The organism is Cupriavidus sp. 05N39 (assembly GCF_056397325.1).
Genome location: NZ_JBFTNE010000049.1, coordinates 28,761 through 49,760, shown reverse-complemented (window position 1 = coordinate 49,760; position 21,000 = coordinate 28,761). Strand labels below are relative to the sequence as shown.

General features: G+C 65.0%; 20 protein-coding genes. 7 read left to right on the top strand and 13 right to left on the bottom strand.

What is annotated here, in order from left to right; all coding sequences use genetic code 11:
• Nucleotides 1-2: 2 nt before the first annotated feature.
• From pyk to AC1DN0_RS23000, 5 genes are all read right to left on the bottom strand, one after another.
• Complete coding sequence (pyk, locus tag AC1DN0_RS23020; RefSeq protein ID WP_441630548.1) at nucleotides 3-1,433, bottom strand: pyruvate kinase; 1,431 nt, start codon at nucleotides 1,431-1,433, stop codon at nucleotides 3-5.
• A gap of 3 nt (nucleotides 1,434-1,436) precedes the next feature.
• Nucleotides 1,437-2,732 (bottom strand): glycerate kinase type-2 family protein, encoded by a 1,296-nt coding sequence (locus AC1DN0_RS23015; RefSeq protein ID WP_441630546.1) that lies wholly within the window; start codon nucleotides 2,730-2,732, stop codon nucleotides 1,437-1,439.
• A gap of 27 nt (nucleotides 2,733-2,759) precedes the next feature.
• A complete protein-coding gene (locus tag AC1DN0_RS23010; protein ID WP_477146031.1) occupies nucleotides 2,760-4,118 on the bottom strand; it encodes a dicarboxylate/amino acid:cation symporter in 1,359 nt (452 codons plus the stop codon).
• A 97-nt stretch (nucleotides 4,119-4,215) separates the two neighbouring features.
• Complete coding sequence (locus AC1DN0_RS23005) at nucleotides 4,216-5,184, bottom strand: tripartite tricarboxylate transporter substrate binding protein (protein WP_441630543.1); 969 nt, start codon at nucleotides 5,182-5,184, stop codon at nucleotides 4,216-4,218.
• A 127-nt stretch (nucleotides 5,185-5,311) separates the two neighbouring features.
• Nucleotides 5,312-6,388: a tartrate dehydrogenase gene (locus AC1DN0_RS23000; RefSeq protein ID WP_441630541.1), complete on the bottom strand. Its 1,077-nt coding sequence runs from the start codon at nucleotides 6,386-6,388 to the stop codon at nucleotides 5,312-5,314.
• A gap of 146 nt (nucleotides 6,389-6,534) precedes the next feature.
• On the opposite strand from AC1DN0_RS23000, the gene AC1DN0_RS22995 reads away from it, so the two are divergent.
• Nucleotides 6,535-7,458, top strand: coding sequence for a LysR substrate-binding domain-containing protein (locus AC1DN0_RS22995; RefSeq protein ID WP_441630539.1), 924 nt, complete (start codon nucleotides 6,535-6,537; stop codon nucleotides 7,456-7,458).
• Between the two features lie 155 nt (nucleotides 7,459-7,613).
• On the opposite strand, the gene AC1DN0_RS22990 is transcribed toward AC1DN0_RS22995, so the two are convergent.
• From AC1DN0_RS22990 to AC1DN0_RS22975, 4 genes are all read right to left on the bottom strand, one after another.
• Nucleotides 7,614-8,537 carry an NADP-dependent oxidoreductase gene (locus tag AC1DN0_RS22990; RefSeq protein ID WP_441630570.1) on the bottom strand — a complete coding sequence of 308 codons (924 nt, stop codon included), beginning with the start codon at nucleotides 8,535-8,537 and terminating at the stop codon, nucleotides 7,614-7,616.
• Nucleotides 8,537-8,965, bottom strand: a complete 429-nt coding sequence (locus AC1DN0_RS22985; protein WP_441630537.1) for a nuclear transport factor 2 family protein — start codon at nucleotides 8,963-8,965, stop codon at nucleotides 8,537-8,539. The genes AC1DN0_RS22990 and AC1DN0_RS22985 overlap by 1 nt, the downstream gene beginning before the upstream one ends.
• Before the next feature lie 91 nt (nucleotides 8,966-9,056).
• Nucleotides 9,057-9,497, bottom strand: coding sequence for a DoxX family protein (locus AC1DN0_RS22980; protein WP_441630535.1), 441 nt, complete (start codon nucleotides 9,495-9,497; stop codon nucleotides 9,057-9,059).
• Between the two features lie 85 nt (nucleotides 9,498-9,582).
• Nucleotides 9,583-10,476, bottom strand: a complete 894-nt coding sequence (locus AC1DN0_RS22975; protein WP_441630533.1) for a pirin family protein — start codon at nucleotides 10,474-10,476, stop codon at nucleotides 9,583-9,585.
• Between the two features lie 99 nt (nucleotides 10,477-10,575).
• Between AC1DN0_RS22975 and AC1DN0_RS22970 the strand changes: the two genes are divergently transcribed.
• On the top strand, nucleotides 10,576-11,493 hold the full coding sequence (locus tag AC1DN0_RS22970) for a LysR family transcriptional regulator (RefSeq protein WP_441630531.1): 918 nt from the start codon (nucleotides 10,576-10,578) through the stop codon (nucleotides 11,491-11,493).
• 155 nt (nucleotides 11,494-11,648) lie between these two features.
• On the opposite strand, the gene AC1DN0_RS22965 is transcribed toward AC1DN0_RS22970, so the two are convergent.
• Entirely contained in the window at nucleotides 11,649-12,671 is a 1,023-nt protein-coding gene (locus AC1DN0_RS22965) for a class I fructose-bisphosphate aldolase (protein WP_441630529.1), read from the bottom strand.
• Nucleotides 12,672-12,975: 304 nt separating this feature from the next.
• On the opposite strand from AC1DN0_RS22965, the gene AC1DN0_RS22960 reads away from it, so the two are divergent.
• Nucleotides 12,976-13,581 carry a J domain-containing protein gene (locus AC1DN0_RS22960; protein WP_441630527.1) on the top strand — a complete coding sequence of 202 codons (606 nt, stop codon included), beginning with the start codon at nucleotides 12,976-12,978 and terminating at the stop codon, nucleotides 13,579-13,581.
• Nucleotides 13,582-13,623: 42 nt separating this feature from the next.
• Here the strand turns inward: AC1DN0_RS22960 and AC1DN0_RS22955 are convergent, their stop codons facing one another.
• On the bottom strand, nucleotides 13,624-13,782 hold the full coding sequence (locus tag AC1DN0_RS22955; RefSeq protein ID WP_441630525.1) for a hypothetical protein: 159 nt from the start codon (nucleotides 13,780-13,782) through the stop codon (nucleotides 13,624-13,626).
• 227 nt (nucleotides 13,783-14,009) lie between these two features.
• Here AC1DN0_RS22955 and AC1DN0_RS22950 point away from each other — a divergent pair, with 227 nt between their 5' ends.
• The 4 genes from AC1DN0_RS22950 to AC1DN0_RS22935 all read left to right on the top strand — a co-directional run bounded on the left by AC1DN0_RS22950 (nucleotide 14,010) and on the right by AC1DN0_RS22935 (nucleotide 19,437).
• On the top strand, nucleotides 14,010-14,159 hold the full coding sequence (locus tag AC1DN0_RS22950; protein ID WP_441630523.1) for a helix-turn-helix domain-containing protein: 150 nt from the start codon (nucleotides 14,010-14,012) through the stop codon (nucleotides 14,157-14,159).
• Between the two features lie 214 nt (nucleotides 14,160-14,373).
• Complete coding sequence (locus AC1DN0_RS22945) at nucleotides 14,374-17,634, top strand: ATP-binding protein (RefSeq protein ID WP_477111858.1); 3,261 nt, start codon at nucleotides 14,374-14,376, stop codon at nucleotides 17,632-17,634.
• A gap of 121 nt (nucleotides 17,635-17,755) precedes the next feature.
• Nucleotides 17,756-19,141 (top strand): FAD-binding oxidoreductase, encoded by a 1,386-nt coding sequence (locus AC1DN0_RS22940; RefSeq protein ID WP_441630519.1) that lies wholly within the window; start codon nucleotides 17,756-17,758, stop codon nucleotides 19,139-19,141.
• A 104-nt stretch (nucleotides 19,142-19,245) separates the two neighbouring features.
• Complete coding sequence (locus tag AC1DN0_RS22935) at nucleotides 19,246-19,437, top strand: hypothetical protein (RefSeq protein WP_441630518.1); 192 nt, start codon at nucleotides 19,246-19,248, stop codon at nucleotides 19,435-19,437.
• An 81-nt stretch (nucleotides 19,438-19,518) separates the two neighbouring features.
• On the opposite strand, the gene AC1DN0_RS22930 is transcribed toward AC1DN0_RS22935, so the two are convergent.
• Both AC1DN0_RS22930 and AC1DN0_RS22925 read right to left on the bottom strand, forming a co-directional pair.
• Nucleotides 19,519-20,283, bottom strand: a complete 765-nt coding sequence (locus AC1DN0_RS22930; RefSeq protein ID WP_441630516.1) for a fumarylacetoacetate hydrolase family protein — start codon at nucleotides 20,281-20,283, stop codon at nucleotides 19,519-19,521.
• Nucleotides 20,284-20,285: 2 nt separating this feature from the next.
• On the bottom strand, nucleotides 20,286-20,993 hold the full coding sequence (locus AC1DN0_RS22925; RefSeq protein ID WP_441630514.1) for an aspartate/glutamate racemase family protein: 708 nt from the start codon (nucleotides 20,991-20,993) through the stop codon (nucleotides 20,286-20,288).
• Nucleotides 20,994-21,000 lie beyond the last annotated feature (7 nt).

Sequence of the window (21,000 nt, the reverse complement as noted above, 5' to 3'; positions counted from 1 at the left end):
CTTCAGGCGGCCGGCTGGCCAACCGTTGCAATGCGAAGCAGGTTGGTCGTGCCAGGCGTGCCGAATGGCATGCCCGCGGAGATCACGATGACTTGCCCCGAAGTGGCAAAGCCCTCGTTCTCGGCTGTGTCGCAGGCATAGTTCGTCATCTCGGTGACGCTCTCCACTTCATGGATGATGACCGCATGCACACCCCAGACGAGTGCCATGGCACGCGCAGCATGCAGGTTTGGGGTCATGCCGATAATGGGGGCATCGGGACGCTCGCGAGACATGCGCATGGCGGAATAGCCGGAGCTTGTGTACGCCACGGTGGTGGCTACGTGGAGAAGCCCGGCCACGCGGCGCATTGCACTGCCGATTGCGTTGGCGATGTCCGGCTCCGGTGGTGTCTGCGACGCCTCCATGACCTCCCTGTAGTACGGGTCTGCCTCCGTCTGCACAATGATGCTGTTCATCATCTGCACGGCTTCGACGGGGAATTTCCCCGAGGCCGATTCTGCGGAGAGCATGACGGCGTCGGCGCCATCGTAGATGGCGGTGGCAACGTCGGATGCTTCGGCGCGCGTCGGTACCGGCGAGCTCACCATGGATTCCAGCATCTGCGTGGCGACGATAACGGGCTTGCCCGCTTTGCGGCAAGCCTGCACGATGCGTTTCTGGATGGACGGCACCTGCTCGGCGGGCATTTCGACGCCAAGATCGCCGCGGGCGACCATCACCGCGTCGGTTTCGGCGACGATGGCATGCAGCTCCGCGATGGCCGCAGGCTTCTCCAGCTTGGCGACGATGCTGGCCCGGTTTCCGACAATCTGCTTGATCTCGCGAATGTCCTCCGCGCGCTGGACGAAAGACAATGCGATCCAGTCGACCCCGAGCGACAAGCCGTAGTCCAGGTCTTCTCGGTCCTTCGCGGTCAAGGCCGACAGCGGCAGCACGACGCCTGGCACGTTGACGCCCTTGCGGTCGGACAGCACCCCACCGTCGATCACTTCGGTCTCGGCATAGTCCGGCCCGAATGCCTTTACCCGGAGGCGAAGCTTCCCATCGTCGAGCAACAGGTCGGTCTGCGCTTCCAGTGCCGCAAAGATCTCGGGATGGGGCAGTGCAACCCGGGTCGCGTCGCCCGGGCGGTCCTTGTCCATGTCAAGCCGGAACGTCTGGCCTTGCACGAGCGTAACGGGACCGTTCGCGAACTGGCCCACGCGCAGCTTTGGCCCTTGCAGGTCCAGCAGGACGCCGATAGGCCGTCCCAGCTCCGTCTCCAGATCCCTGATGAGGTTGAGGCGTGCCTTGTGGTCGGCATGCGTGCCGTGGCTGAAGTTCAGCCGAAAGACGTCGGCGCCGGCCATGAACAGGCGGCGAAGGGTTGCAGCATCGCTGCTGGCCGGTCCGACGGTGGCGACAATCTTGGCATTTCGAGTGCGGCGCATGATCTAGCATCCTTTCCCGGCCGGGCTGGTAATCAGCAAGGCGCGGAAGTCGTTGACGTTGGTAAGAGTCGGGCCCGTGACGATGGAGTCGCCAAGCGCCTCGAAGAAGGTGTGTCCGTCGTTGTTGGCGAGAAGGGCGTGCGGCGCCATCTCCCTTTGCCAGCCTCGCGAGAGTGTCGTGGGGTCGGCGTATGCCCCTGCGATCTCTTCGATGCCGTCCACGCCGTCCGTATCGGCGGCCAGCGCAAAGACACCCGGGTGGCCGTCCAGCGCAATGGCCAGGGAAAGCAGGAATTGCACGTTGCGCCCACCGCGGCCATTGCCTCTGACCGTGACGGTGGTCTCGCCCCCTGACAGAAGCACGCACGGAAGCTGGAATGGCGCCGTTGCCCGCGCGGCCTGGAAGGCGATGCCGGCCATCACCTTGCCGACGTCGGTGGCCTCGCCTTCGATGCGATCCCCCAGTACATAGGGCTGGATGCCCGCGGCCGCCGCTGCCTGCGCCGCGGCGGCAAGGGAGATGGCAGGCGTCGCGATCATGCGCACCTCGCTGTGCGCGAGCCGTTCGTCGCCTGGCTTGACGGACTCCCCGCTGCCGGACGCCAGCAGACGCTCCGCGCTGGCCGGGAGCGGGATCCCGTAGCGCCGGACGATATCCAGCGCGTCCTGGCACGTGGTCGCGTCGCATACCGTCGGCCCGGAAGCGATATTGACCGGGTCGTCGCCGGGTACGTCCGAGATCAGCAGCGTAACAACGCGAGCCGGATGGCACGCAGCGGCAAGCCTTCCACCTTTAATGCCGGAAAGATGCCGCCGCACACAGTTCATCTCCGAGATGGTCGCGCCGCTGGCCAGCAGCGCCTGGTTGACGGCGCGTTTTTCCTCCAGGCTTATGCCGGCCAGCGGAAGGCTGAGCAGCGAGGATCCGCCGCCGGATATCAGGCAGATGACCAGATCGTCCGGGCACAACCCCGAGACCATGTCCAGCATGCGAACCGCGGCACGCTGGCCAGCCGCGTCGGGTACCGGATGCGCGGCTTCGACGACTTCGATGCGCGAGGTCGGCGTGGCGTGGCCGTACCGCGTCACAACCAGTCCGGTGAGTGGGCCCGGCCACGCCTGTTCCAGCGCCCGGGCCATGCTGGCGGCGGCCTTGCCGGCCCCGACGACGATGGTGCGACCGGCAGGCGGCTCGGGTAATGCGGTCGCCAGGCAGTCCCGCGGGTCCGCCGCGGATACGGCAGTCCGGAAGAGCGACTCCAGGAATGCACGGGGGTTTTCAATGCTGAGGTGTTTCACGATGCGCTACCTGTTTCCGTTCCGGTTTCAAGCACTCTTGCGGGCGTCGGCGGCATAGTTCGGCTGCAACGGCACCAGCGGGATCGGTTCCGGCGCGACACCTTCGTAGAGTTGCTCCAGGTCCTCGGGGTCGACTTCGCCATTGAGGACGCGTTGGACGCGGTCCTCGTCGAGCGCGCCGACCCACTTGGCAATCGCCATGGTCGCAACCGCGTTGCCGATGGTGTTGGTGATGGCGCGCGCCTCCGACATGAAGCGGTCCACCCCAAGCAGGAGAACCATGCCAGCCACCGGAATCTTCCCCAGCGACGCGAGCGTTGCCGCCAGCGTGATGAAACCCGAGCCGGTGATGCCCGCGGAACCCTTCGAAGTCAGCAGCAGCACACCGAGCACGACGAACTGGTCGGTGAGGGTCAATGGCGTGTTGGTTGCCTGTGCGATAAAGATCGCGGCCATGGTGTAGTAGATGCACTGGCCATCGGGGTTGAAGGTAAGCCCCGCCGGCACCACCAGCCCGACGACGGGCTTCGACACGCCGACGTTCTCCAGCTTGCGCATCAACTGCGGAATGACGGATTCCGACGAGCTCGTGCCCAGCACGGTCAGGATTTCGTCCTTGATGTACTTCAGGAATTTGAACAGGCTGAATCCGCAGATGCGGCAAATGGCACCCAACACAATCAGCACGAACAGCGCGCAGGTCCCGTACATGGTGGCGACCAGCTTGCCAAGCGATGCAATGGAGCCAAAGCCATACTTGCCCACCGTGAATGACATGGCGCCGAACGCGGCAACCGGCGCGAAGCGCATGATCATGCCGACGATCGCGAACATGGCGTTGGCGAACGAGTCCAGGGCGGCGACGAACGGCTTGCCGCGCTCGCCCAGATGGGCCAGGGCCACGCCCATGAATACCGAAAACACGAGGATCTGCAGGATGTCGTTCTTGGCCAGTGCATCGACAATGCTCATCGGCACGAGGTTGAGCAGGAAGTCCATGACGCCTTCGTGCTTCACCTGTGCCGTATAAGCGGCAATGCTCTTCGTGTCGAGCGTCGCCGGGTCGACGTTCATGCCATGACCGGGCTGTACCAAGTTGACCACGATGACGCCGAGCAGCAGCGCGAACGTCGACAGCACTTCGAAGTACAGCAAGGCACGCCAGCCTACCCTGCCAAGGTCTTTCATGCTTTCCATCTTGGCGATGCCGAGCACTACCGTCGCGAAGATGATGGGTGCAAACACCATCTTGATGAGGCGGATGAAGATATCGCCAAGTGGTTTGAGCTCGCTGCCGATATGGGGCATGAAGATACCCAGCAGGATGCCCGCCRCCACGGCAATGAGCACCTGGACATACAGTGAGCTGATGAGTCGCCTTTTCATGATGTCTCCTGTGGCGACGCACTTGCAGCGCAGCCTGTCTGTCTTGCCTTCATCGAACGGATGCGGCCGACGTCTTCGCGACGGCCGTGCCTCCCGGTCAGTCCATGCTTACGCGCGCCTCTTTGACGAGCTTGCCGAAGCGGGTGACTTCTTCCTTGATCTGGGCCGTCATCTGAGCCGGGGTGTTGCCGACCGGTTCTGCGCCGATGGCCGCAAACTGCTTCTTCACATCGGGGAGTGCCAGGGCCCTGGTGATTTCCGTGCTTAGCCGGTTCACGATCTCAGGCGGCGTTCCCGTAGGGGCAAGGATGCCGAACCAGGAGGCGATATCGAAGCCTGGCAAGCCCGACTCGGCAAGGGTAGGCACATCCGGCAGCGCGGAAGAGCGCCTGGCCGTGGCGACCGCCAGCGGCTTCAGCTTGCCCGCCTTGATGTAAGGCAGCGCGGACGACGCGGTGTCAAACATCATCGAGACCTGTCCGCCCATCAGGTCGGTGATAGCCGGGGCGCTCCCCTTGTAGGGAACGTGGACGATGTTGGTGCCGGTCTGTGCCTTGAATTGCTCGCCGATCAGGTGATGGGCCGTGCCGTTGCCATTGGACGCGTAGGTCAGCTTTCCCGGGTTGGCCCTGGCGTAGGCAACCAGCTCCTGCACGTTCCTGGCCGGGAAGCTCGGGCTGACAACGAGCACGTTCGGCACGATGGCAACGACGGAGACCGGTGTCAGGTCCTTTTGGAAGTCGTAGGAGAGCTTTTTGTAGACGTTCGGCGCGATGGTGTGATGAACCGCGCCCATGAGCAGCGTGTAGCCATCTGGCGCAGACTTCGCGGCGGCGTCCGCGCCAATGGTTGCGCCAGCGCCCGGCCGGTTTTCGATAATGACGGGCTGGCCCAGCGCCTGCGTGAGCTTTTGTCCCACCGTACGGGCAAGGACATCGGTGGTGCCCCCCGGGGGAAACGGGACGATAAGGCGAATGGGCTTGGCGGGATATACCTGGGCGAAAGCGGTGCCGGCGCCGAGAGCGAGGGCGAACGCAGCCACCGCAGTCCGGATAACGGATTGCATGCCTGTCTCCTGATGGAATTCTTTGTTGGCCGGCCCATTCAGGGCCGGCACGGTGCGGGGCACCTGTGCCGGTGCTAACCCGCCAGCGGTTTGCTGCGGCGCGGCAAGCCGCGCTGCTTTTCCAGCTTCAGGCCGCCTTCTTGACCTGATCGGCCAACACCTTGCAGATGGCTTCGGTGACAGATGCGGTGGTCGCATTGCCGCCCAGATCCGGGGTGAAGACGCCGTTGGCGGTGATCTGCTCGATGGCTGCCATCAGGCGGTCCGCCGCGGGCTTCTCGCCCAGATGCTCGAGCATCATGGCCGCGGTCCAGAAGGTGGCGATGGGATTCGCCACGCCCTTGCCCGTGATATCGAAGGCAGAACCGTGGATCGGTTCGAACATCGACGGAAACACGCGTTCCGGGTTCAGGTTGGCGGTCGGCGCGATGCCGAGGCTGCCGGACAGCGCTGCCGCCAGGTCGGACAGGATGTCGGCGTGCAGGTTGGTCGCGACCACCACGTCCAGCGTATGGGGCTTCAACACCATGCGCGTGGTCACGGCATCGACCAGTTCGCGGTCAACCTTGACGTCCGGATAGTCCTTGGCGACTTCATAGAAGATCTCGTCCCACATCACCATGCCGAAGCGTTGCGCGTTCGACTTGGTCACCAGGGTGAGGTGTTTGCGGGGGCGCTTCCGCGCGATCTCGAATGCGAAGCGGTGGATCCGTTCGACCCCGGCGCGCGTGAAGACTGCTGTTTCAGTGCCGGTCTCGATGGGCAGGCCACGGTGAGTACGACCGCCATTGCCGGCATACTCGCCTTCCGAGTTTTCGCGGATGATGACCCAGTCGATGTCCTTGCCATTCGCCAGCGGGCTCTTCACCCCTGGCAGGACGCGCGCCGGACGCACATTGGCGTATTGGTCGAAGCCCTGGGCGATAGGCAGACGCAGGCCCCACAGCGACACGTGATCGGGTACGTTCAGGGCGCCCACTGCGCCAAAGAAGATGGCGTCGAACTGCTTCAGGCGCTCCAGCCCGCCTTCGGGGATGTAGTAGCCTTTCTCCAGATAGTAGTCGGAGCTCCAGGGAAAATGCTCGACGCTCAGCCTGAAGCCGCCGTCTTGTCCCGCCAGGGTCTCCAGCACTTGCAAACCGGCAGAGATGACTTCCGGGCCGATGCCATCGCCAGGGATGGCTGCAATCTTGTATTCACGCATAGCGTTGCTCCTCGCATTGTTTTCCACACACCGAAGGCCGCTTTCAACCGCCAGGCTTGCCGGCGCCTTCTGTGACCTAACTATCGTTGAAAACTGAGGGAGTAAGATAAACTTAATTTCAAACTAATATTAACTTGAGGTTGAAGATGGGACAGCCTTCCGAACTTGCCTTCTTCGCTGGCCTGGCCAAGGCGGGCAGCCTGTCAGCGGCAGCGCGTGAACAAGACGTCACCCCCGCCGCCATCAGCAAACGGCTGGCTCAAATGGAAAAGCGGCTTGGCGTGCGGTTGCTGAACCGGACGACGCGGCGCATCGGCCTGACTGCCGAGGGAGAGGTCTACCTCGAGCACGCCCGGCGCCTGCTTGCTGAGATCGAGGATCTCGACCAACTGATCTCCAGCAGCCATGTGGCGCCGCGTGGGACGTTGCGCGTCAATGCCCCGCTGGGATTCGGGCGAACCTACATCGCGCCCGCGATATCCGATTTCGCGAAACGGTATCCACAAATGGAGGTGCAGCTCCACCTGACGGACAGGCCGATGAACCTGGGCGATGAGGGATTCGACATAGGAATCCGGTTCGGCGAGATTCCTGACACACGCCTTATAGCGCGGAAGATTGCCGACAACCGGCGCCTGGTCTGCGCCGCGCCCTCCTATCTAAATGCACACGGCACGCCGATCACGCCACATGATCTGACCCAGCATCAATGCATCGTGCTGCGCCAGAACGACTCCGCCTATGGCATCTGGCGCTTCGTCAAAGGCAAGAAGACGGAAACGGTAAAGGTGCGCGGCGCCCTGAGCAGCAATGATGGCGAAGTGACGCTGACGTGGGGCCTGGCCGGGCAAGGGATCTTGCAGCGCGCGGAGTGGGACCTTGCCAAGTACCTCCGAAGCGGCCGCCTGGTCTTGCTGCTCGAAGACTATGCCTTGCCACCAGCCGACATCTTTGCCGTCTTCCCTGAGCGGTTGAACATGTCGGCCAAGGTCCGGGCGTTCCTCGACTTCCTGGTTGCGCACTTTGAAGGGAAACTGCTCAGGGCGCGCGGGGGAACCTCGTCTTGGTAGACGGACGTTGCGATGCATCGGGCGCCACGGCTTCCGTACTGATGGCGCGCAAAGGGGACCGCACGTAGAGTCGGACCGGCGGCCCCGCCCCTTCACCGGCCGTTCGGCGGGCAGAAGATGGACGGCATCGCCTCGCGCGCGTGCCAGCCGGCGCCTTATGCCGTTTGGATAATCACCTTGCCGCGCACATGCCTGGCCATGCTCTTCGCCATTGCCTCTCCGGCTCGATCCAGTGGATAAGTGGACTCAATTTCGACGCGCAGTCTGCCTGATTCGTAAAGCATGGCCAGCGCGGAGAGCTGGGCACCATCAGGGCGCGTCGCAAAGTGCTTTCCGTCGGCGCCGACTTCATGGGCGCGCCTGGCATCCGGCGGGCTGACGCTGGATACCAGCGTGCCACCGCGCTTGAGCACTGACCAGGAACGCACTTGCGTGTCGCTGCCGACCAGGTCGAGTACAAGATCGACATCCGAAACCTTGGCGGCAAAATCGTCCTCGGTGTAGTCGATCACGTCCGTCGCCCCCAGGCCTTGGAGGTAGCTCCGGTTGGCGGCCGAAGCGGTGCCGATCACTTGTGCGCCGGCCAGGTTCGCCAACTGCACGGCCACGCTACCGACACCGCCAGCTGCGGCATGGATCAGGACTTTCTGTCCCGCCTGAAGCTTGCCGTGGTCGTGCAGCGCTTGCCAGGCAGTCAAAGCCGCCGCGGGAATGCCAGCGGCCTCCAGGAACCCGAGGCCCTTCGGCTTGCGGGCAAGGCGCCCCGCATCCACCACGGCACGCGTTGCATAGCCGCCGACGATGCCGATGAAGCCCAGCACTTCGTCTCCCGGCACCAGTGTGGTGACATTGCGTCCAACCGCAATGACAGTCCCCGCGGCATCCACCCCGGGCGTGAAGGGAAAGGTTAGCGGAATGAAGGCTTGCATGGCCCCACTGACGATCTTCCAGTCAATCGGGTTGACCGAGGTGGCGGCGACATCAATCAGCACCTCGCCATCACCGGGGCGAGGATCATCGAGTTCCTGCAGCGACAGGGAATCGGGGCCGCCGTAGGCGGCTACACGAATGGCTTTCATCAAAGGCTCCTTGCGGTAATGCCGACGATCGGGGTATCAAGTGCCAGCGCGGCCTGCACCGGGTCGAAGTATTCGCGCAGATGCGCGATCCTGCCGTCGCGGGCCGTCAAGAACACGACGTACTCCTGCCGGTAGATGCGGCCGGTCGACTGGATCAGCCCTTCGGCGTGCACCCGCGCAACGGCTTGACGAGGGTCTGCCGCGGGTAGGATCTCGGCGTCGAAGAAGCGGAAATTCGATACCGCACCGATGAACCAGGAGACATGGCGGATCACCGCGTCCCGGCCGCTCAATTTCGACGGATGCCCGATGCCCGGCGCGTAGGGCAGTTCCCATACGATGTCCGCGGCAATCAGTTCCTGCCATTGCTGGTGGTCATCAACCAGCCACTGGAGGTGTTGCTGCAACAACTCTGCTGCGACGCTCATGATATTTCCTTGCGTGTCGGGCGCGGTGGTAGCGGAGATTCTTGCCGCGAACCTGCAACTACGTGCTCCCGGATTGTTGGGTACGTGGCATTCAATGCGCCGCGACGGCGCGCGTGCCGGTCGTGCTGCGGCGACCGTCGATGCTAAGCGCGCCGGCGCCATGGGCCACCACCTGCAGCAGACCGCCGGCCATCGCCAGGTTCTTCAGGAAGTGGAACATCTGGTTCTGATCGCCGAGCGCGTGATGGAAGATCAGCGCCGTGACCACGGCGTAGGCGGCAAGCAGCGCAGCAGTCAATCGCGTGCGATAGCCGGCAATCAACAGCACGCTGCCCGCCAGTTCCAGCACCAGCGCACCGAGATAGCCCAGCAGCGGCACAGGCAGGCCGAGCGAGCCGATGTAAGCGATGGTCGCGCCGGGCGCCATCAGCTTGCCAAGGCCGCTGACGAGAAAGATGGTGGCGATGAGGGTACGGCCGATCAGGGGAAGGGCCAGGTGCGAAGTTGCGGTCGTCGAGTTCATGGTTTGCATCCTTGGGTGAAGAAATGGAAAGTACGTAATGAAGAATGGAACGTGGAGATAAAGCGGTAAATGCCTTGCCTGGGAGTCACTCGCATCACCGCAGACGACCATCGGCGCGCAACTGCGTCCCGATCCTGGCGATCTCGGCTTCGCCCCTGCGGAGCGCGTCGTTCGATGTATGGACTGAGTAGTAGCCAAGTGCCAGGTCGTGCGGATGGGGGACCGCCGACGCGACGATGAAATCCGCATCTGTTTTGGCGGTGAAATCGAGCGCGTCCTCGGATTGTGAGAAGACCGCGAGTTCGTCCTGCAGCAACTCGCCACCCGTCGCGAGCGTGCCACGGTTGACGTGTGCCCAGGCCACGGTGTGGCTTGCGGGCGGCTGATAGCGCCAGCTTTGGCCCGCCGCCAGGCACACGTGCAGCAGTGCCACGCCGGACGGCGCGGCAACCGGGCTGTCTTTTCCAGCCAGTGAGCCCAGTACCAGGCGCACCGGTCCTGATTGCGGTATCGAGGATGCCGGAAGGTATTGGCTGTGCGGCGTGCCGTTCTCCAGGCTGCGCGGCAGGGCGATCCACAGTTGATAGCCCTGGAAGCGGCTCCCCTTCGCGGGACTGGCTGCGTGCCAGATGCCGTTGCCCGCCCGCATCCATTCGACGCTGCCCGCCGCCAACACGCCGGCCGCGCCGGTCGTATCTTCGTAGTGCAGTTCGCCCTCGAGCAGCACGGTGAGGGTAGCGATGCCCGAGTGCGGGTGCATGGGGAACAACGCGTCGCCTGAGGGTGCGAAATCGAAGTAGTCGAGAAAGACGAAGGGCTTGATCAGCTTGCCAACGTCGCCGGGACTGACGATCCGTGAAACGGGACCATGCCGGCGGCCACCAGTACGCAGCACGATGGCACGATGGCTCGCCGCATCCGGCTGCGCGGCGTGGTGCTGGGTCTGGCCCGCGTCTCCGGCGTGACGGGTCTGCGTTGCGTACTCCATGAAAATCTCCTTCGGCGATGACATGACCGAAGGTTAGGTGCTTGACATATATATTGGTAGCCTATATTTCTAGATGAAATCCATCTAAGGAATAGATACATGCTTGATGGCGTATCCCTGGACCAGCTACGCACCTTCATCGCGGCCGCCGACGAGGGCAGCTTCTCCGCGGCGGGGCGGAAGCTGCGGCGCGCGCAGTCGGTGGTGAGCCAGACGCTCGCCAACCTGGAGGGACAAATCGATGTCCAGTTGTTCGATCGCAGCGGCCGCTACCCGCGCCTGACCGAGCAGGGCGCCGCGCTTCTGGCGCAGGCGCGGCTGGTGGTGAGCGGCATGGACGGCTTCAAATCCAAGGCGCGCGCGATTGCCGAAGGACTTGAACCCGAGCTGTCTGTGGTGGTGGATGTCATGTACCCGATGGCGTCACTGACGGTGACAGTGGGCGAGTTCCGCGATGCTTTTCCACACACCCCGCTGCGCTTGTATGTAGAGGCGCTTGGCGCGGTCATGCGCCCGGTAATCGAGCGCGTTTGCCGGCTTGGCATCAGCGGATCGATGCCCGCGGTTCCCGAGACGCTGGATGCGGAAAAGCTGCTCGACGTGCCAATGGTCACCGTGGCCGCGCCATCGCATCCTCTGGCATCGCGCAAGGGGGCTATCCGGGTACGCGAACTGGAGGGCCACGTGCAATTGGTCCTGACCGACCGCACCACGCTGACCGAGGGGGAGACCTTCGGCGTCTTCTCGCCGCTGACCTGGCGCCTGGCCGATCTGGGCGCGAAGCATGCCTTCTTGCGCGCCGGCTTCGGCTGGGGGCACATGCCAGCGGCAATGGTGCAGGGGGATATCGATGCGGGCGACCTGGTGGCGTTGCGGCTGGAAAGCTTCCAGCCGCGTACCCCGCCGATCGCCATGTTCGCGGTCTACCGCAAGGACACGCCGCCCGGCCCCGCCGGCCGCTGGTTCCTTAACCGGCTGAAGCAGACTTCGCAGCGACCTTTCCTGCGCCGATACTGAGCGCGCTTACCGCAGGCTGGAAGCGCAAGCATGTGATGCTCGCGGCGACGTCACTCGGTCTACAAGGCGCCCGCGGAACCCGAGCAGCGCGGGCGCCTGATGCAGGCAGCGCGCAAGCGTTTGAGCGCCCGGTCCAGACCGCGCCTGCCGAAAGCTCAGCCCGCAGCGGTCTCCAGCGCCGCTTCATATTGCCCCAGGCAGGCCATGCCATTCAGCCGGGAGCGCTGCAGCAGCGCCCGTTGCGCTTGCGCCGCGTTAGCGGCCTCGCCGCGCCAGGCCAGCAGGGGCGGCTCCTGCAAGGCGCGTCCGTAGGAAAAGGCCAGCCGCCAGGGCAGCGGGCCGAGCCGGTTCATGGCATCGAGATTGGCGGTGGCCTCAGTAGGCGTTTGGCCGCCGGACAGGAAGAAGATGCCCGGCACCGCCGCCGGCACCGTGCGCTTGAGCACCTGCAGGGTCTGCATGGCAACCTCGGCCGGCGTCGCGTGGCCGGCCTCCTTGCCGGGGAGCACCATGCTGGGTTTCAGCAGCATGTGTTCGAGCACCACCGCATGCCGGTGCAAAGCGTGAAAGACTTCGTGCAGCACGGTCTCGGTGACCTCGGCGCAACGCGCCATGGAGTGCGCGCCATCCATCAGCACCTCGGGCTCGACGATGGGCACCACGCCCGTCTCCTGGCAGATCGCGGCATAGCGTGCCAGCGCCTCCGCATTGGCCTGGATGGCAAGCCGGCCGGGCAGTTTGTCGGACACGTTGTACACCGCGCGCCACTTGGCAAAGCGCGCGCCCTGCTGGCGATAGCCGGCAAGCCGCTTGGCCAGCCCGTCGAGGCCCTCGGTGATCTCGTCGCCGGGAGCGTGGGCTAGCGCGAGCTTGCCCTTGTCCACCTTGATGCCGGGCACGATGCCATGGCGCGCCGCCAGCTCCGGCAGCGGCGTGCCATCGTCGGCGCGCTGGCCCAGTGTTTCCTCGTACAGGATCACGCCGCTGATGAATTCACCAAGACCTGGTGTCGACAGAAGCAGGTCGCGCCACGCCCGGCGGCTCTCCTCGCTCGATGCCACACCGATGCGCTCGAACCGCTTGGCGATCGTTGGCCCGCTCTCGTCGGCGGCCAGCAGGCCTTTGCCCGCTTGAACCAGGGCGTCCACGGTGGCTTGCAGCTCACTTCGAGTGTCCATGATGTGGCTCCGTGAAGGTGACATGGAAACAAGCATTTACTCATTAGCGCAATCGCGCAAGCGAGCCGGGGCGCGCAGCCAGTGCTCATGGTGGCCGGCCGAACACTTCGCGCAGCTTGCCCTTGGCCTGCCCGAGCGAGGCGGCGATCTCCCCGGGGCTGCCGTAGGCGTGCGCCGTGCCGAATGGCGTCGATATGCGTAGAAGTGCGCTACCAATAACGACATCACGTCGACACGGCGGGTGACGCTGCTGGCGCGCCACCCCGTGCTAGGATAAAAGCCCCCCAGCAGCCGCCCCAGGCCCATGACCACCCTCTACGCGACCCTCGGCGTGCAATCGGACGCTACCCTGGACGAGATCAAGCGCGCCTACCGCCGCGCCGCGATGAAGTGGCACCCCGACCGCAACCTTGGCCGCGAGGCGCAGGCGCACGAGGCATTCCAGGAGATCCGGGATGCCTACACCATTCTTTCCGATGCCGGGCAGCGCCAGATCTACGACGAGGTATTCGAGCGGGAGATGCGGCGCTGCCAGGCCGAGCGCGAGGCGCAGGAAGCGCAGGAGCGCGAGGCGCAAGGCGAAGCCCAGCGCGTCGCGCAGGAACACTACGAAAAGATGGTCGCCATCGCGATGCGCTTTGCCGACGACGGCCACAACCGCGACGTCATCTTCGGCGTGCTGCTCGGCCGGGACTGCGACGCGGAACTGGCGGCACGCATCGCGGACAGCACATGGGCCTTGCAGGAGTCGCGGCGGGCAACCGTGCCGGCCGCGGACGCGCCTGACACCGAGGCCGCCCCGCCGCCCGCCGGTGCGGCGGCGTCAAACCCCGACGAGGTGACGCGGCCCGGGCGTCACCCCGGCGCCTTCGATTCGTTCTGGCACGGCTTGTTCGGCCTCCGCTCATAGGAGCGGAGCGGGCTGCGCCAACGGCATCAGGACGATGCCGCCCTACCACGCCGATCCGCGCGATCGGAGCGCCGCCGTATCGTATCGGCTCGCGGCCATCATTTCGTCTTCGCACAGCGCGTCCTGGAGCACATAGTCGAAACGCACATGCGTGAACGGGCCCGTTACGCCAAGCGACGCAAACGCCGTCGAGCTTTCCAAGGGACCTCCTGCCGCCAGCACGCGGCGATTGCGTGACATCTCGACGAAAGCGTCGAGGCGGATCCCATGATGCAGCGCACATACCGCGTGGAGACTATGGCGTTTAACGCACGTGTCAAGCCGCGAACCCGTCGGGCGGTTTCGCTTTCGTCCCGGCAAGCTTCTGCGGCGAGCGTAGTTCGCACTACACTGAAGAACGCAGAACTGCCATCCGGATGCTCCGAACAATGCGCAAGCTCGAAGGCGTGGTCGGCTTCGTCGCCGTAGTGGAGGCTGGCGCGATCAGCGAGGCCGCGCGCCGCCTCCATCTGTCCGAATCCGTCGTCAGCGAGCGCTTGGCCGATCTGGAAAAAATTCCTTGGGAGCAACCCTGCTGAGACGCACGACACGACGGCTGGCGCCTACCCGGCATGGCGCATCGCCTCCGGCTCCGGAGTCCATTGACATCGCCCACGCTGAAGTCCGATGCGTGCCTGCGCGATTACGCATGTTTGTCGAGTGCGTCCGCACCGCCATCGGCAGTCCAGCGTACCAGGACGTGGGCCGGCCTCCACGACGCCGCCGAAGTCGCCTAGATCTCCGGTGACCAGCATGGCGCCTGAAGCTCGCTACTCTGTCCGACTGTTCGGCGAGTTCCATCTCGACGGCGCCGACGCGCCGATGCCTGACGCGAATTCTCCCCGCTTGCAGGCGCTGCTTGCCTATCTGATTTTGCATCGAGACGTGCCGCAGTCGCGCCAGCAACTCGCCTTCCTGTTCTGGCCCGATTCCACGCAAGCGCAGGCACGCAACGCATTGCGTCAGCTCCTGTTTCATCTACGCAAGTCATGGCCGCACGCAGCCAGTTTCGTCCACGCCGACGCGCAAATGGTGCGATGGTTGCCCGATTCCGCGTTCGATCTCGATGTCGCGCAGTTTCAGTCGGCCCTGGCCACCGCGGCGCGGGCCGCAAGCAACAACGACGCGGCCACCGAGGAAGAGCGCCTGACGCATGCAGCGGAGCTGTATCGGGGCGACCTGCTAGCCAGTTGTTACGATGAATGGATCGCCCCGCAGCGCGATCAGTTACGCGAAGCGTGCATCGCGGCGCTCGTGCGGCTCAGCCTGTTGAGCGAGGACAGGCGCGACTACGCAAAGGCGTTGAAACACTCGCAGCAGTTGCAGCGGCTCGACCCATTACGCGAGCCCACCTATATGGCGCTGATGCGCCTGCATGCCCTGAATCACGATCATGCATCCGCGCTGCGCGCCTATCGCAACTGCGTTGAAACGTTCACGCGCGAGCTGGGCATCGTGCCCAGTGAAGCCTTGCGCGAGGCCTATGCGCGCCTTGCTGCCCAGGCTGCGCCAACACAGCGTCGACGCCCACGGGACCCCATGCTGTCAATGATCGGACGCCACGACGAATGGCGGCGGCTTCTCGAAGTGTGGCAGCGTAGTCAGCTTGGCGACAAGCAGTTCGCCCTGATCTCGGGCGAAGCAGGCATCGGCAAGTCGCGCCTGGCGGAGGAATTGCTCGTGCACCTTTCCGGGCAAGGCTTCACCACGACGCACTCGCGCGCGTACGCGGCCGAGGGGCGGGTCGCGTTTGCGCCGGTCACCGGCTGGCTGCGCAGCCCCGCCTTGCACGAAGCGATGAGCGGACTCGACAGACTGTGGCTGACCGAAGTCGCGCGCCTGTTGCCAGAGCTGCTGACGCAACAACCCGGCCTGCCTCCGCCCTCCCCACTCACCGAATACTGGCAGCGCCAGCGGTTCTTCGAAGCGCTGGCGCGCGCCGTGCTGGCGACAGACGGGCCGCTGCTGCTGTTGCTCGACGATCTGCAATGGTGCGACGCGGAGACGCTTGAATGGCTACGTTTCCTGATGCGCTTCGACGTGAGCGCGAAGCTCCTCGTGGTCGCCACGGCGCGGCATGAAGACCTCACGCCCTTGCACGCCGTGAGCCAGCTGCTTGACGCCTTGCGGCGCGACGACCAGCTCACGGAGATGTTGCTGGGCGCGCTGGATGCCGCCGAAACTGCGAAGATCGCGGCGCAGATCATCAATCGGCCGCTGGCCGATGCGGAGGCAACCCGGCTATTCGAGGAAAGCGAAGGCAATCCCCTGTTCACGGTCGAGATGATGCGCGCCCGGTCCGGCACCGCGACGGCCGGCGGCACGCCGCACGGCACGGTCCCGAAGTTGCCACCCAAGGTGTACACGGTGATCTCGAACCGTCTTGCGCAACTGTCGCCTGCCGCGCGCGATATCGTCGGCGTCGCGGCGATCATCGGGCGAGCATTCACCGCCGATGTGCTGGCCCAGGCGAGCGACGTGCGCGAGGACGCCCTCACGAATGCGCTGGATGAACTCTGGCAACGAGGCATCGTGCGCCAGCCGGACAGCGGGGGCATTGCCTTTGACTTCAGYCACGACAAGATCCGGGACGTGGCGTACGCCGAGGTCAGTCCGCTGCAACGCCGCCGCCTGCATCAACGCGTGGCACGCGCACTTGAACAGGCGCCGGACGATGATCTCGACGCTGCCAGCGCGCAGATTGCCGCGCACTACGAACAGGCGGGCCTGCCAACCGATTCAGCCGCGTTCTATCGGCGCGCGGCCGGCGTTGCGCAGAGTGTGTACGCCTATGACGATGCCATCGCCCTGCTGCGGCGCGGGCTGGCGCAAGCCGATCAGATCGTCGATCCGCAAGAGCGCGCTCAGCAGTCGCTGGCATTGCAACTCGACCTTGCGCCGCCGATTCGCATTTCCCGTGGGTGGGCGGCACCGGAGCTCGACACGCCACTGCGGCGCGCCGTGGAGCTCAGCAGACAGGCGGGCGACTTCGGTCAGCAGGCGCGCGCCCAGGTCAGCCTTGCCTTCTTTCTCGTCGTCAGTGCGGAGCTTGCCCAGGCACGGAGCCTGAGCGAGGAACTCATCGCGGGATTGGGCACTTCCGGGTCGGGTACCTACGCGTCGATGGCATGGACCAACATCATGGGGAGCCTGGTCCAGCAGGGTGACTGGGTGGCGGCGGAGCCAGCGTATCAACGCGCGATCGGCGCTTATGACGAAACCCAGCACGCCGAGCATGTGTCGTTGATGGGCGGAAACTTCGGCGTGCTGGCCTCGGCGTGGTCGGCCCATGCATTCTGGTTCACCGGGCTTGCCGATCAGGCCCTCCGGCGTGGACGCGAAGCGCTGGAGGTGGCAAACCGGCTGGCACACCCGTTCTCCCAGGCGCTGGCGCTGTCTTATCTTGCAACGCAGCATGCCCTGCGCCGGCAGCACGGTCTCACGCTTCACTACGCCCGACAGGCACGTTCGATCGCCGATCAGTACCACGTCGGCTACTACCTTGCCTGGGCTGACGTGCTGCTCGCCTGGGCCAATGCAAAGCAGTCGCCCGGCGCCGACGCCGTGGCGGCAATGCGGGCGGCGATCGAGGGCTTTCATGGCACCGGCGCGCGCCTGCGGCTGCCGCTGTATCTCGGCATGCTGGCGGAATGCCTGGGTGACGTGGGCGAGACCGAGGCCGCGCTTGCGGCGCTGGATCAGGCGCTCCATCATGCGGAGCACACTGGCGAGCACTGGCTGGACGCGGAGCTCTATCGCCTGCGCGGCGAGCTTCTGCTGCAACGCAGCGCCAACCTGGCCGAAGCCGAATCGTCGCTGATCAAGGCGATCGAGATCGCCGCCGCTCAACGGGCTCGCCCTCTCGAGCTACGCGCCGCGCTGTCGCTGGCGGCATTGCGCGAGCCACGGGAGGGTATCGGCGCGCGCCGAGTGGTCGAGCCGCCGCTCGCCCGATTCGCCGAGGGCTTCGACCAGCCCGACATCGTCCGGGCGCGCGCGTTACTGGCGCGTTAGTGATGGTTTGGCCGCTCCGGGCCAGCCGCGTCGGAGATTGGCGCATATAACGGTGCGCCTAACGCCTTTCAAACGCCGAGGTTGATAAAACTCCTGCATACCTACCGGACAGGAGGCAACCATGGAAGGTGCTCTGAGTGAAACCGTCGTCACGGCGCTGAAGCCGCATTTTCGGGGGCAATTGATTCAGCCTGGCGATGCGGCCTATGACCAGGCACGCGCGGTGTACAACGGCATGATTGACAAGCGCCCGGCACTGATCGCGCGCTGCACGGATGTCGCGGACGTCATTGCGGGGGTGAACGCCGCGCGAGACAGCGGAATGCTGCTGGCCGTACGTGGCGGTGCGCACAATGGCGCGGGGCTCGGCACATGCGATGGCGGACTGGTGGTCGACCTGTCGCCGATGAAAGGCGTGTTTGTCGATCCGAAGCGCAGCACCATTCGGGTTGGTGGCGGCTGCACCTGGGGCGATGTGGACCACGCCGCCAGCGCTTATGGACTGGCGACGCCGAGCGGCTTCATCTCGACCACGGGCGTGGGTGGGCTGACGCTTGGCGGGGGCATTGGCTACCTTAGCCGCGCCTACGGCCTGACGATCGATAACCTGCTTAGCGCCGAGGTCGTTCTGGCCGACGGGCGACTGGTCAATGCCAGCAGCGACGAGAACGCGGACCTGTTCTGGGCGCTGCGCGGCGGTGGCGGCAACTTCGGCGTGGTCACCTCATTCGAGTTCAAGGCCCATCCCGTCGGCACGGTCTACGGCGGCCCGATGCTGTGGCCGATGGACCAGGCGCGCGAGTTGATGAAGTGGTGGCGCGATTTCATCCTGACTGCGCCGCAGGACATCAATGGCTGGTTCGGCTTTGTGACGGTGCCGCCCGGGCCGCCGTTCCCCGAGTCTGTCCACCTGCAGAAGATGTGCGCCGTGGTGTGGTGCTACACGGGTCCACTCGATCAGGCCGAGGCGCGGTTCAAGCCGATTCGCGACGCCATGCCGCCAGCGGTGGACTTTGCCGGCTCCATTCCTTGGCCGGTCTTGCAGAGCCTGTTCGACGCGCTGTATCCGCCTGGCCTTCAGTGGTACTGGAAAGCCGACTTCGTGAGCGACCTGAGCGACAAGGCCATCGATCTGCACATCAAGTATGGGCATCAGTTGCCGTCCATGCACTCGACCATGCACCTGTATCCCATCAACGGCGCGGCGCATCGCGCGGGCCCGAATGACACCGCGTTCAGCTACCGCGATGCGAGCTTCGCCAGCGTGATTGTCGGCGTCGATCCCGACCCGGCCAACAACGACCGCATCGTGCAGTGGGCCAAGGACTACTGGCTGGCGCTGCATCCGCACTCGGCCGGCGGCGGCTACATCAACATGATGATGGACGAAGGCAACGACAACGTGAAGGCTGCCTATCGCGACAACTATGCGCGACTGGCGGAGATCAAGCGCAAGTACGACCCTGCAAACCTGTTCCGCGTGAACCAGAACATCAGGCCCGCCTGAGCGTGGACCGAAGGTTGCGACTGCTGAAATCATCGTGGGACTCGCCGCCCCGATTCCCGGCGACTCCCACTCCCCTTGCCTGCCGGAATCGCGAGGAGAAGTTCATGAGCAAGCTGGTTTGGGCCGGGCTCGCAGCCCTGGTGCTTTTCACTGCCTGCACTGACGCCGGGAGGAGCGTGGACTGTGCCGGCGGCATATCGATGGGTGGGTTGGGTGCAATGGAAGCGCTCGGTGAAGTGGCTGGCGCAGCTTTCCCGATGAACGGTGGGCAGTTTCCGCTCTATCTGTTGCGATAAGCCTGGCCCTGCGGGAGACCGAAAAAGAAGGCGTGCCGACCACCGGTTACGCCTCGATGAATCCCGATTGTCCCGCCATCCTCAGAACTGGATCGAGGCGCGGCCAATGCCTTCGAATTCCGCTGTCACAAGGTCGCCAGCCGACGCCGCCAGAATTCCGACCCAGGTGCCCGTGGTGACGACGGTGCCGGCTTCCACGCTTCGGCCCGCGCGCGTGGCGTGGCGCAGCCAGGCCACCAGTCCGTAGGCCGGATCGCCCAGGGCATGGGTGCCACGGCGTTCGATCGATTCCATGCCAATCTGCACCCGGCAACGCTGTGCCGCCCAGTCTCGCGCTTCATAGTCACGCCACTCGCCAAGCACAAGCGCCCCGTGGGCCTGCAGGTCAGCCAGCTTCAGTAGCGCAGGTGCGGCGACGTACTGCTGCCAGCGCGAGTCGACGACCTCAATCGAGACCGCCATCGCGTCGATCAGCGCGGCCGCGCCCGGACCATCGAGGGCGGCCGCCTGCGCGGCGTCCACCCCGCGCCCGAGCCGCAGCGCGATCTCGGCCTCAATGCCGCGCCACGTGAAGGGCCAGTCCCCGGCATGCGCGGGGCTGGTCCACACCCCGGCGGACGGAAGTTCGGCGTGTGTCAGTTGCGCCTCGCGTGAAGGCCCGCCGGATTTCCAGTACCCGGCGCCTGTCTTTTGCCAGCCAAGCGAGCGAGCCACGACCGACTGCACGGCGTAGGCCTGCTCCGGATTGTCAAGCGCCGTGGCGAAGCGCTCCGCGTCGGCGCAACGGTGCTCGCGCCGTGCGCAAAGCAGGGCCTGCGCGACCGTATCGATGTTGGTTGATGTCATGCTTAGGGCAATTCCTTGAATGAAGGATTTGAATGACTCCGCGACTCGCTCGCGGCAAGCGCGCGCAGCAGGCTGCGGCACGCTGCTGGCACCGGACCGATCACGGGAATGGAAAAACGCGCGCTCAAGGCCTGGGCCGCCTGGCCCAACGGGCCACCTCCTATCACCACCGCTTGTGCTCCGTCAGCTTCCACGCAGGCCCGGACCGCTTCTGCCAGTGCGGCTTCCAGCGCCGCCGGGTCAAGGCCAAGCATGCGAGGATCGCCGCGGGTGAAACGCACACCCGTGAAGCTGGCATCGAGTCCGTAGCGCCGTACATTGGCTTCAATCGAGGACGCCAGGAACGGCGTCGTCGTGGCGATACCGAATCGACGCCCATGCTGCGCCGCTTCTCGCATGGCGGCTTCGCCGATCCCCACCACCGGCACGGCTAGCCTGCGCCGAAGCGCGTCCGCGCCGGGATCGCCGAATGCGGCGACGATGACAGCGCGCACGCCTGCGCGATCCGGACCGGCGCCGGGCAGATCCATGGCGCCGACCGCGTCCGCGGCGGCGCGCAGATCTGCCTCGTCGACGATCATCGGCACACCGCGCGCCATCGTCAGGCCGCGGATCTCCAGGTCGCCGGCAAGTGTGGCACGCGCGATGTCAACCATCATCTGCGTGGTCGACTGCGACGTATTCGGATTGATCAGCAGGATGTGGTTCATCGCGATG

Excerpts from the sequence above, each read along its gene's own strand:
- pyk (WP_441630548.1), bottom strand. The coding sequence starts at position 1,433 with ATGCGCCGCACTCGAAATGCCAAGATTGTCGCCACCGTCGGACCGGCC.
- AC1DN0_RS23005 (WP_441630543.1), bottom strand. The coding sequence starts at position 5,184 with ATGCAATCCGTTATCCGGACTGCGGTGGCTGCGTTCGCCCTCGCTCTC.
- AC1DN0_RS23000 (WP_441630541.1), bottom strand. The coding sequence starts at position 6,388 with ATGCGTGAATACAAGATTGCAGCCATCCCTGGCGATGGCATCGGCCCG.
- AC1DN0_RS22995 (WP_441630539.1), top strand. The coding sequence starts at position 6,535 with ATGGGACAGCCTTCCGAACTTGCCTTCTTCGCTGGCCTGGCCAAGGCG.
- AC1DN0_RS22990 (WP_441630570.1), bottom strand. The coding sequence starts at position 8,537 with ATGAAAGCCATTCGTGTAGCCGCCTACGGCGGCCCCGATTCCCTGTCG.
- AC1DN0_RS22985 (WP_441630537.1), bottom strand. The coding sequence starts at position 8,965 with ATGAGCGTCGCAGCAGAGTTGTTGCAGCAACACCTCCAGTGGCTGGTT.
- AC1DN0_RS22980 (WP_441630535.1), bottom strand. The coding sequence starts at position 9,497 with ATGCAAACCATGAACTCGACGACCGCAACTTCGCACCTGGCCCTTCCC.
- AC1DN0_RS22975 (WP_441630533.1), bottom strand. The coding sequence starts at position 10,476 with ATGGAGTACGCAACGCAGACCCGTCACGCCGGAGACGCGGGCCAGACC.
- AC1DN0_RS22970 (WP_441630531.1), top strand. The coding sequence starts at position 10,576 with ATGCTTGATGGCGTATCCCTGGACCAGCTACGCACCTTCATCGCGGCC.
- AC1DN0_RS22965 (WP_441630529.1), bottom strand. The coding sequence starts at position 12,671 with ATGGACACTCGAAGTGAGCTGCAAGCCACCGTGGACGCCCTGGTTCAA.
- AC1DN0_RS22960 (WP_441630527.1), top strand. The coding sequence starts at position 12,976 with ATGACCACCCTCTACGCGACCCTCGGCGTGCAATCGGACGCTACCCTG.
- AC1DN0_RS22950 (WP_441630523.1), top strand. The coding sequence starts at position 14,010 with ATGCGCAAGCTCGAAGGCGTGGTCGGCTTCGTCGCCGTAGTGGAGGCT.
- AC1DN0_RS22940 (WP_441630519.1), top strand. The coding sequence starts at position 17,756 with ATGGAAGGTGCTCTGAGTGAAACCGTCGTCACGGCGCTGAAGCCGCAT.
- AC1DN0_RS22935 (WP_441630518.1), top strand. The coding sequence starts at position 19,246 with ATGAGCAAGCTGGTTTGGGCCGGGCTCGCAGCCCTGGTGCTTTTCACT.
- AC1DN0_RS22930 (WP_441630516.1), bottom strand. The coding sequence starts at position 20,283 with ATGACATCAACCAACATCGATACGGTCGCGCAGGCCCTGCTTTGCGCA.
- AC1DN0_RS22925 (WP_441630514.1), bottom strand. The coding sequence starts at position 20,993 with ATGAACCACATCCTGCTGATCAATCCGAATACGTCGCAGTCGACCACG.